The sequence below is a fragment of the Kitasatospora sp. NPDC096204 genome (genome assembly GCF_044763205.1).
In the GTDB taxonomy this organism is placed as follows: Bacteria; Actinomycetota; Actinomycetes; order Streptomycetales; family Streptomycetaceae; genus Kitasatospora.
In genome coordinates this window covers 1-9,620 of record NZ_JBIWFT010000080.1, presented here as the reverse complement: position 1 = coordinate 9,620, position 9,620 = coordinate 1, and the positions used below count along the sequence as shown (strand labels likewise).

7 protein-coding genes and 2 pseudogenes are annotated in these 9,620 nt (G+C 70.5%); 7 read left to right on the top strand and 2 right to left on the bottom strand.

Features of this window, described 5'->3' with window-relative positions; translation table 11 throughout:
* Positions 1-939: 939 nt before the first annotated feature.
* The 4 genes from ACIQ87_RS39945 to ACIQ87_RS39930 all read left to right on the top strand — a co-directional run bounded on the left by ACIQ87_RS39945 (position 940) and on the right by ACIQ87_RS39930 (position 5,198).
* On the top strand, positions 940-2,028 hold the full coding sequence (locus ACIQ87_RS39945; protein WP_402417140.1) for a 3-oxoacyl-ACP synthase III family protein: 1,089 nt from the start codon (positions 940-942) through the stop codon (positions 2,026-2,028).
* A gap of 209 nt (positions 2,029-2,237) precedes the next feature.
* The gene (locus ACIQ87_RS39940; protein ID WP_402417138.1) at positions 2,238-2,501 is read left to right on the top strand and encodes an acyl carrier protein; all 264 of its coding nucleotides are present in this window, start codon (positions 2,238-2,240) and stop codon (positions 2,499-2,501) included.
* Entirely contained in the window at positions 2,491-4,125 is a 1,635-nt protein-coding gene (locus ACIQ87_RS39935) for an amino acid adenylation domain-containing protein (protein WP_402417137.1), read from the top strand. The genes ACIQ87_RS39940 and ACIQ87_RS39935 overlap by 11 nt, the downstream gene beginning before the upstream one ends.
* Positions 4,053-5,198, top strand: a complete 1,146-nt coding sequence (locus ACIQ87_RS39930) for an acyl-CoA dehydrogenase family protein (protein ID WP_402417136.1) — start codon at positions 4,053-4,055, stop codon at positions 5,196-5,198. The genes ACIQ87_RS39935 and ACIQ87_RS39930 overlap by 73 nt, the downstream gene beginning before the upstream one ends.
* Positions 5,199-5,281: 83 nt before the next feature.
* Here ACIQ87_RS39930 and ACIQ87_RS39925 read toward each other — a convergent pair.
* A pseudogene (locus ACIQ87_RS39925) lies at positions 5,282-5,452 on the bottom strand (SDR family oxidoreductase); the annotation flags it as partial.
* 203 nt (positions 5,453-5,655) lie between these two features.
* Between ACIQ87_RS39925 and ACIQ87_RS39920 the strand changes: the two are divergent.
* Positions 5,656-5,973: an ArsR/SmtB family transcription factor gene (locus tag ACIQ87_RS39920; protein WP_402417134.1), complete on the top strand. Its 318-nt coding sequence runs from the start codon at positions 5,656-5,658 to the stop codon at positions 5,971-5,973.
* A gap of 198 nt (positions 5,974-6,171) precedes the next feature.
* Positions 6,172-7,389, top strand: coding sequence for an MFS transporter (locus ACIQ87_RS39915; RefSeq protein WP_402417132.1), 1,218 nt, complete (start codon positions 6,172-6,174; stop codon positions 7,387-7,389).
* Positions 7,390-8,536: 1,147 nt separating this feature from the next.
* Here the strand turns inward: ACIQ87_RS39915 and ACIQ87_RS39910 are convergent.
* Entirely contained in the window at positions 8,537-8,938 is a 402-nt protein-coding gene (locus ACIQ87_RS39910; protein WP_402417130.1) for an ArsR/SmtB family transcription factor, read from the bottom strand.
* A gap of 500 nt (positions 8,939-9,438) precedes the next feature.
* Here ACIQ87_RS39910 and ACIQ87_RS39905 point away from each other — a divergent pair.
* Positions 9,439-9,620 (top strand): annotated as a pseudogene (locus ACIQ87_RS39905) (IS4/IS5 family transposase); the annotation flags it as partial.

Below are 9,620 nucleotides of genomic sequence, written 5' to 3'. Positions count from 1 at the left end.
CGTGACCTGAGCCATGAAAAGTCTCCTAGCAGCGGTATGCGGGATGCAACGCGCCGATCCTACTGCCCGTCCCTGTTCCCGCGAGGGGACGGCCGAGCGGGTGACGTTGATCGAGCTCGTCGGTGGGCAGTCCGAGGGGTTCGTGGAGGTCGCGAACGACCCGCGAGTCAGCCCGAATGACTCCGTACACACGAACGGCCGACACCAGATCATCCAGAAACGGACTTAGCGTCCTCTGAGTGACTTCAGCTCCTCCTTTTCCACGGGTTTCAATCGGAGCGGACCGTGCCGGTTCCGGTTCTTCCGGGGCGTTTTGATTCCGGCCATTGATCGTCCTTTTTTGGCAGGCCGGGCGATGGTGGTCGGACTGTTCGACGGGAAACGTCCGAAAAGTGGGACTTCGGCGCGGTCGGTATTTTTTGGTATTCCGCCCCCTCGTGGGGCCTCACGAGTGCACCGGTCTCCAATTCAGTCACAGGAGTCACACCGGAAGGTGCCTGCGTTCGTGAGCGACTGGGGAGCCTTGAACGCGGGGGACTTTTCTGCAAGGATCTTCGAAGCGGAGCCCGATCACTGCGGGAAAGTCGGAACGAATTCCCGCGGCGGTCGGACCGCCCAGTTCCTCGGTAAGCACGGCGCGGGGTCCGCATCCTGCATGCGAGACGCCCGTGGGTACCGTCTGCAATTCCGGCCGCCGGTGTCCGGTCCTCCCCTCTTGAAACATTCGTCGGCGGGTGTACCCGCGCCCGCCGACGGCTGCGGAATTCCGGCCGAGCCTGCGGCCGATCCGCCGGAGGTGGTTCGAGGCCCGTGGCGGCACGGCCACGGGGGTGTCCCGTTCAGGGAGGCGCCGGCCGTCGGATTCCCCGTGCCCCGCACACTCCCCTCACCGGCAGCACCACCGCACCCGCTCCTTGTCGTCCAACGAAAGGTTCGGTCATGACATCCGTCGGGATCCTGTCCCTGGCGACGTACCTGCCCCAAGGCCTGCGAACGAACGACTGGTGGGGGCTTCCCCCCACCACGCCCTCGGGGGACAGCGTGGGCCCCACGCCCCGCAACCACTTCGACGCGGCCATGCAGCCCTACATCGACGACCCCTTCTTCGGGAGCGTGGAACGCCGCGTCGCGGCCCAGGGCGAGACCTCCCTGTCGCTCGGCGCGCAGGCGGCCACCCGCGCGCTGACCGCGGCGGGACTCGAACCGGGCGACATCGACGGGCTCATCGCGGTCTCCATGTTCCCCGACCGGGTGGGATCCGGTGACGCCGGCTACCTCGCGAAGGAACTGGGAACGGGAGGCGGCGCCTTCAACGTCGAGGCCACCTGCTCGGGATCCCTCTCCGCGCTGCTGACCGCGTGCGCGCTGGTCCGCTCGGGGCTGAAGAAGCGCGTCCTGGTCGTGGCCACCTCGATGCTGGCGAGGGCCATCGACGCCGACGACGTCACCCTCCGGCTGTGCGGCGACGCCGCGGGGGCGATGGTCGTGGGCGAGGTCGAGGAGGGCTTCGGGCTCCTGGGCGCCAAGACGCTCAACACCAGCGAGACCTGCGGTACCTGGAAGATGGACACGGTCGAGGACGGTTCGGGCACCACGGCCGGCGGCCGACGCATCCGTCTCCGGGTGGACCCGTCGATCGCGCACGTCTTGCGCTACACCGCGGAACCGTTCCTTCTGGAGACCGTCGACGGCGCCCTTGAGGCAGCCGGCGCCACCCGGGACGACGTGGCCGCCTTCATCGTGAACACCCCGACCGCCTGGCACGCCGACTTCTCCGCACGCGCACTCAAGGTCGCCTCCGAGAGGGTCGTCAACACGTTCCCGCGGGTCGCGAACATCGGGCCGGTCCTGATGCCGTTCAACGCCTTCACCGCCGCCTCGCAGGGCCTCGTCAAGCCGGGGGACCTGACCGTCCTCTACACCTTCGGCGGTCAGGCGGAGGCCGGGGCCGCGGTGTTCCGCTGGTCCGACACGATCCTCGCGCCCGAGCCGGAGCCGGCCACCGTCTTCAACGCGCCGCGCCTCTGACCCACTGCGGCTCCTCTGCCTCCGCGCCATCCCCGGTGCGGCAGCACGGACACCCCGGCACGCCATCACCTCGGCACGCCATCACCTCGGCACGCCATCACCCCGACATGTCATCACCTCGACATGCCAACACCCCGACACGCCAACACCCCGACACCCCCTCGCGCCAACACGCCATCACGTCAGCACACCGACACACGGAGACCACTGTGAGCGACATCCACGACAGCATCCACGCCTACATCCTGGCGAACATCATCAAGGACACCGACCCGAGCGCGCTGCCCGACGACCTCGAGCTCGTGGAGAGCGGCGTCCTGGACTCCATAGGCATCATGAAGCTGGTCACGTTCCTGGAGACCACCTTCGACATCGAGGTCGGCGTCAGCCACCCGCGCGAGTACTTCAAGTCCGTCACCCACATCGTCGAGTACGTCGAGGTGCGCGTCGGGGGCGCCGGTAATGAAGGCTGATCCGACCGTAGCGCCGGACTCCCTCGACCAGTACCTCAGCCGCACCGCCGAGCGCCTTCCGGACGGCGAAGCCGTCGTCGGCAGCGACGGACGCGGCATCACCTTCCGGGAGCTCCACCGCCTGTCCGCCAAGGTCGCGGCGTACCTGTCACGCCACGGCGTGGGGCCGGGCGACCGCGTGGGCCTGCTGCTGCCCAAGTCCCCCGAGACGGTCGCCGTCATGCTCGGCACGCTGCGCGCCGGCGCCGCCTACGTCCCCATCGACGCGAACGGCCCCGCCGAACGCGCGGCCAAGATCCTCTCCGACTGCGCGGTCCGCGTCGCCTTCACCACACCGGACGCCCTTCTGCGCCTCGACCGGACGGCCGCCCAACCGCACCTGACGCCGGTCCTGCTGGCCCCCGGCGCACAGGAACCGTCCGACACATCCCACGCGGTGTGGGCCGATGTCCTCGCGGCGGACGAGAAGGACGCCCCGCGGGTCGAGCCCGATCCCGACCGACTGGCCTACCTGCTCTACACATCCGGCTCCACCGGAACCCCCAAGGGCGTGGCCATCACCCACCGCAACGCCGTCAGCTTCGTCGAATGGGCCTCGGCCGCCTTCGCCGTCACCGAAGCCGACCGGCTGTCCGGCCACGCGCCGTTCCACTTCGACCTGTCCGTCTTCGACGTCTACGCCGCGCTGCGCAACGGTGCCGGCGTCCACCTCATCGACACCGACCTCGCGGCCAGCCCGCGCCACCTCGCGAGATTCGTCTCGTCGCGCAGGATCACCATCTGGTACTCGGCCCCGGCCATCCTCGGCGCGATCGGTGCGATGGAACCCGCCCCGCCGGCCCCCGCGGACCTGCGGCTCGTCCTCTTCGCGGGTGAGCCCTTCCCCCCGGCGAAACTGCGCCGCATCAAGCAGACCTGGCCGGGCCCCGACTACTTCAACCTCTACGGGCCCACCGAGACCAACGTCTGCACCTACCACCCCATCCCCGACGAGGTCCCCGACGACCGCCACGACCAGTACCCCATCGGTGCGCCGTGCTCCCACTGCGACGCGCTGCTCGTCGACGAGGACCACAAACCCGTCGACGGGGAGGAGGGGTTCCTCGCGATCGCCGGCCCCTCGGTCTTCCCGGGGTACTGGCGCGACGGGCGGCCGGTGCAGGCGGCGTCGCACTTCACCACCGACGACGGGCGCCTCTGGTACGACACCGGTGACGTCGTCCGGCGGGAGGGGGGCGTCTTCGTCTTCCGGGGTCGACGCGACCGGATGGTCAAGCGCCACGGCTACCGGATCGAGCTCGACGAGATCGAGAAGGCCCTGGCGGCCCACCCGGAGCTGAGCGACGCGGCCGTGGTCAGCACCGACAGCGACGGCCAGTGCGTCATCACCGCGTTCATCGTCGCTCCTACCGGGGCGCCGTCCGCACCGGACCTGAAGCGCTACACCCAGGGGTACCTGCCCCGGTACATGCTCCCCGACCGGTTCCAGGCCCTGGAGGAGCTGCCCCGTACGTCCACAGGAAAGACCGACTACCGTCATCTGGAGGGCCTGTGCCAAGCGGAACCGACGAGCGACAACGAGAACTCTTCGAACGTGCTGCGGACTTCGCCCGCCAGAATCTGAACGACGACATCCCCGGCCGCAACCGGGACGGGGTCTTCGACCGGGCCGCCTGGAAGCTGTGCGCCGAATTCGGTCTGCTGAAGATGGCGATCCCGGACGAGGGCGAGTCGATGCCCCGGCTCAGCGACCTGATCGCGGTCATGGAGGGGCTCGGCTACGGGAGCGACGACCAGGGCCTGCTCTTCTCGCTCAACGCCCACCTCTGGACCACCATGGTCCCGCTGGTGCTGTACGGCACCCAGGAGCAGCGGGAACGCTACCTGCCCGGGCTGGCCGACGGAACGCTGATCGGGGCCAACGCCTCGACCGAGCCGGAGGCGGGCTCGGACGTCTACGCGATGAAGACGACCGCGCGGCCCGCCGACGGTGGCGGCTACTTCCTCGACGGCACCAAGACGTACATCACCAGTGCCCCGGTGGCCGACCTCCTCGTCATCTACGCCACCCTCGACGAAGACGCCGGACCGCTCGGGATCACCGCCTTCCTCGTGGACGCCGACACCCCCGGCCTGGAACGCAGCCCCGCCTTCGACAAGATGGGGCTGCGCACCGCGGCGATGGGCCGTGTGGACCTGAAGCAGTGCTGGGTGCCCGACAGCGCCGTGCTCGGGCGGCCCGGTCGCGGAAGCTGGGTCTTCGAGAGCGCCATGGAGTACGAGCGCGGCTCCATCCTGGCGGCATGCCTGGGCGTGATGCGCCGCCAGGTGGAGAACGCTGTCCAACACGCCCGCCGGCGACAGCAGTTCGGCGAGCCGATCGGGAAGTTCCAGGCCGTCTCCCACCGCATCGCCGAGATGAAGGTCCGGCTCGACGCCGCGCGCGCACTCGTCCAGCGGATCGGCGTGCTCAAGGACGAGGGCAAGGACGCCACCCTGGAGGCGGCCGTCGCCAAGCTGTACGTCTCCGAGGCGTACGTCCAGTCCTCGCTCGACGCCGTGCGTCTCCAGGGGGCGAAGGGCTACCTGTCCGCCAATCCCGAGTCATGGCAGCTCAGGGACGCCGTCGGGTCGTTGCTCTACTCGGGGACGTCCGACATCCAGCACAACATCATCGCTCGCGAACTGGGCCTCTGAGGCCCGTCCGACGACCGGGCCGTGACGGTGCGGTGGGCCGGGTGGAATCGACGGGGACGGTCGATTCCACCCGGCCCACCGTGTCACATCCCACCGCCGGGAGTGACCACGCCGTCGACGACCAGGGTCCGGCCGGTGATCCAGCCGGCGTCGGGGGAGCGCAGGAAGGCGACCGCGCCCGCGACGTCCTCCGGGACGCCGAGGCGGCCCAGCGGGTAGGCGGCGACCTTCTCCTCGCGGCCCTCGTGCGGTGCCCGGGGTCGGGTCGTTGGGCGGTGCTGTTCTGGGCGGAGTCCGTGGGGGCCTGTCCGGTCCGGCGGGTCGCTGTCCTGTTCCCGTCCCGTCTTCCGGGGGTGTTGTGCTGTCAGGTCTGTCTTGACACTCCAGGTCGTATCCAGAATATTAGATACGTCCCGAGGGTCGGGGTGGTGGCCGGTCACCGGAAGGGGTGTGTGTGGTGGACCTGGATCCACTGGCCGTGCACAAGGCGCTCGCCAATCCGGCGCGTGCGGAGTTCCTGCGCTGGCTCAGGACGCCCGAACGCTACTTCGACGAGGCGTACTACCGTGAGCGCGGCGTCGGTTTCCACATCGGCGTGTGCGTCACCGACTTCTGCGAGCGTTCCGGGCTGGCCCAGTCGGTGGTCTCCGGGTACCTGCAGATCCTGCGGGAGGCGGGACTGCTGGTGTCCGAACGCGTCGGCAAGTGGACCTTCTACCGGCGCAACGAGGAGACCATCGCCGCTTTCGCCGCGTACGCGCGCGACGAACTCTGACACTCCCGCACCACCCGCCCGTGTCACGCGCCCGCCTGCTGCCCGTCCCTGTGCCGTCCTTTCGCGCGCCATCCGCTCGCGTACTGCTTTCTCGTACCGTCTCCTCTTCTGGTGGGGGCGCCCGGCCGGCGTCCCTGCTTTTCTTCGACTTCATATATCCAATTATCTAGATTTGTGTATCTGTTGGAGGTTGTTTCCGTGTCCCGTGCCGCTCCTGCCCGTACCGTTCTGGCCGTACCCGTCCTGGCTCTGGGCGTGTTCGGCATCATCACCACCGAGATGGGCGTCGTCGGGGTCCTGCCCGCCATGGCCCGGCGCCTGCAGGTGACTCCCGCCACCGCGGGTTGGCTGGTCGGCGCGTTCGCCCTCACTGTCGCCGTCACCGGCCCCGCCGGCGTGCTCCTCGCTTCCCGCCTGCGCCGGAAAACCGTCCTGGCGACGGCACTTGCCGTCTTCGCCGCCTCCAACGCGCTCTACGCGCTCAGCGATTCCTTCCCGCTCGTCCTCGCCTTCCGGATCCTGCCCGCCCTGTTCCACCCCGTCTTCTTCGCTCTCGCCCTCACCGCCGCCACCCGCCTCGCCCCACCCGGGCGCGGCGCCCGCGCCGCGACCACCGTCTTCGCCGGCGTCAGTGCCGGCTTCGCGTTCGGCGTCCCCCTCACCTCCTACCTCGCCGACCACCTCGGCCTGCCCGCAGCGTTCTGGAGCACCGCCGCCCTCGACCTCATCGCCTGCGCGGCCGTCCTCACCTGCTTCCCCGACCTGCCCGAGACCCGACACCCCACCTACCGCGGACAGCTGGGCATCCTGCGCCGCCCGCGCCTGTGGCTGGCCGTCGCCGCCGTCACCCTCCTGTTCGCCGCGATGTTCAGCGGCTACGGCTACATCGCCGAATACCTCGAACACGTCACCGGCCTCGACACCTCCCTCACCGGCCCCGCCCTGATGGCCTTCGGCGTCGTCATGACCGCCGGCAACCCCGTCTACGGCCGCCTGCTGGAACGCCACCCGCTGCGCACCGCGACCGCCTACCCGCTCCTGTGCCTCGCGCTCTACCTCCTCGTCGACGCCGCCGGCCCCCACCGCGCCCCCATGCTCGCCACCGTCCTGCTCTGGGGCGCCGTCCACTCCGGCGGCCTCGCCGTCGCCCAGTCCTGGCTCGCCCGCGATGCCACCGACGCCCCCGAGTTCGGCAACAGCCTCTTCATCTCCTTCTCCAACCTCGGCATCACCCTCGGCACCGCCCTCGGCGGAACCGTCGTCACCACCGTCGGCCCCCGCCACCTGCCCCTGGCCGGCGCCGCCCTGGCCGCCGCCGCCCTCGCCGCCGTCCTCCTGCGCCGCCGCCTCGGCCCCGACCACCCCCGCCCGCTGCAGGACACCCCGCACGAGACCCGCCCCGCCCCCACCCCCTGACCCCGGCCCCGGTCCCGGAGCCACCCCCCGGCCCCGGGGCTGGCACGGTGGCCGAGAGCAGTTCGCGCGTCCCGACCCGGACGGTGACGGCGACACACCCACGGACGGCAGCGCCACCGACCCCCTCCGACACCCCGACCACCCCTGCCGCAGGAAGCAGGGAACACACCCCGGCCCCGGCCCCCGGAAGCACGCCCCCGCCCCGCCCCGTGCCCCGTCCCACCCCGTCCCACCCCGGCCCGGGCGGTGACGGTGACGCGGCCACGGACGGCAGCGCCGCCGGCCCCTCCGACACCCCGGCCCCGGCCGCGGAAGCACACCCCGTCCCCGTGCCGTGTCGTCGTGTCCTGCTCCTGCGCGCGGGGCCATGGCACGCGCGGTGCCCGGGTCGTAGCCGTTGAAGGGCGCTCGGTCGGCGGTGCTGCTGCGGGTGGTGGCCCGGGCGTCGATGGTGAGAGGAGGGGCCGGGGTGCGGGTGCTCGCGCATCGCCGCCTGTGCGTCCACGGCGACCAGTCGCGCCGCCGGGACGCTACTGTCCTTCAGTAGGCGCAGCACGTCGGCCTCGCGGGTCAGCAGCCCCGGGGCGTGGCGGCGGTGGAACGGTTTGACGAAGGAGCGCAGCACCAGCGCGTACGGGCCGGTCCCGCCGGGGCGTTCCACGTCCAGGCGGCGCATCCGCGAGGTCCATCCGCCTTTCAGTGCGCTGACCGCGCCGATGCGCTCACCGGGCGCGAGGTGTCCCTCGATCCACCGGCGCGTGCCGTCCCATCCCTGGCTCCAGTCCCCGTCCTCGGTCACGGGCGCCGAGCCTACGCCCTCCGCTCCCCGGGCCCCGCTCCCCGCTCCCCGGGTCACGGGGCCCGGGTCACGGGGCCCGGATTCCGGCGGGTGCCCGAGGGTGTCTGCGGTGTCGGTGGGGGTCCGGGCGTCGGAGTCTGGCGTGTCGTCATCGTCCGTGCGAGGCGGCTCGGGGGGTGAACTCCCGTGCTGTGGGCGCGGGTTCGCGGCCGGTGCTGTGGGGGCGTGGGGGTGTCCCCGCCCGGCCCGTGGCCCGGGGCCTGACTCGCCTCATGCTCCCGGGGCCTGACTCGCCTCATGCTGCTGGGGTCCGGGGTTGTTCTCATGTTGTTGGGGTTGGGGTTGTTTTCATGTTTTTGGGGGTTGTTGTGCTTCGGTGTCTGCGGCGGCGATCACTGCGGGTAGTAGGCCTGGGAATCGTTGTTCCAGTTCTTCGGTGCGTAGGGCGTTCATTTTGGTGGTGCCGACGTAGTACTGGCGTAGTACGCCGGCTTCGCGTAGGACGCTGAAGTGGTGGCTGGAGGTGGATCGTCCGACTGGTAGGTCGATGGAGCCGCAGCTGAGGTCGGTTCCGGAGTGTGCGAGTGTGCGTACCACTGTCCTGCGGGCCGGGTCGGCGAGTGCCTCCAGTACTTGCTGGACGCTCACGTCCTCCATGCCAGGGTGCACGATCACCCGCGCTGCCACGCGTGCCCGTCCCACACCCACCACCCCTTCCCAATATTCGACCCCCGTCCGTTCGATGGTCAAAGACCGCGCGGTGCGCGCGACTTCACGCGCATGACGCTACCAGGGCCGATCGCTCCGTCTGCCGGCGTTCGGTCCGGTGGGTGAAGCCGCACGCCCCTGCCGCGGCGTCCGCGAGCGTGTCCCTGCCCCGCGGCGAGGGCGTGTGGCGGGGGCGTGTGGTGGGGGTGTGTGGCAGGGCTGCGTACGACCCGCCGCGGTCTATGCAGGGCAGGGCAGGGGGAGGGCAGGGCGGTGCAGGGGGAGGGGAGGGGAGGCGGGGGTGGGGGGTGGGGGTGGGGGTTCGTGTGGTTTTCCGGTGGTGGTGGGAGTCCCGTGTCGCTTGTGGTGGTTGTCGTCGAGAGCCCGGGTGATCGGTCACCGGTGTGTGGCGGTCCCATTGGCGTTCGGTCACGGGAGGGTGCGTGGGTGAGGATCGGTGGCATCGAGGTTCTGGCGGTCATGGGCGGAGCGGGTGTCGAGAGGGCTGCCGGCATCCTCGCCCGTCCCGGTGTCGAGGATCCGTGGGCCGCATCAATCAGCGCCGCCGCCCGCCGATCGGAAAGGCCCTCACTGACTCCTCGTATCTGTCGGCCATCGGCGGCGTCCCAGTGCGCGTCATTGAGGCCCAGATCAGCATCGCCTGCTCGGACGGCACCGACTTTGCCGGCTCCTATCGGCTGGTGACCACCCTGCTGGACGCTCA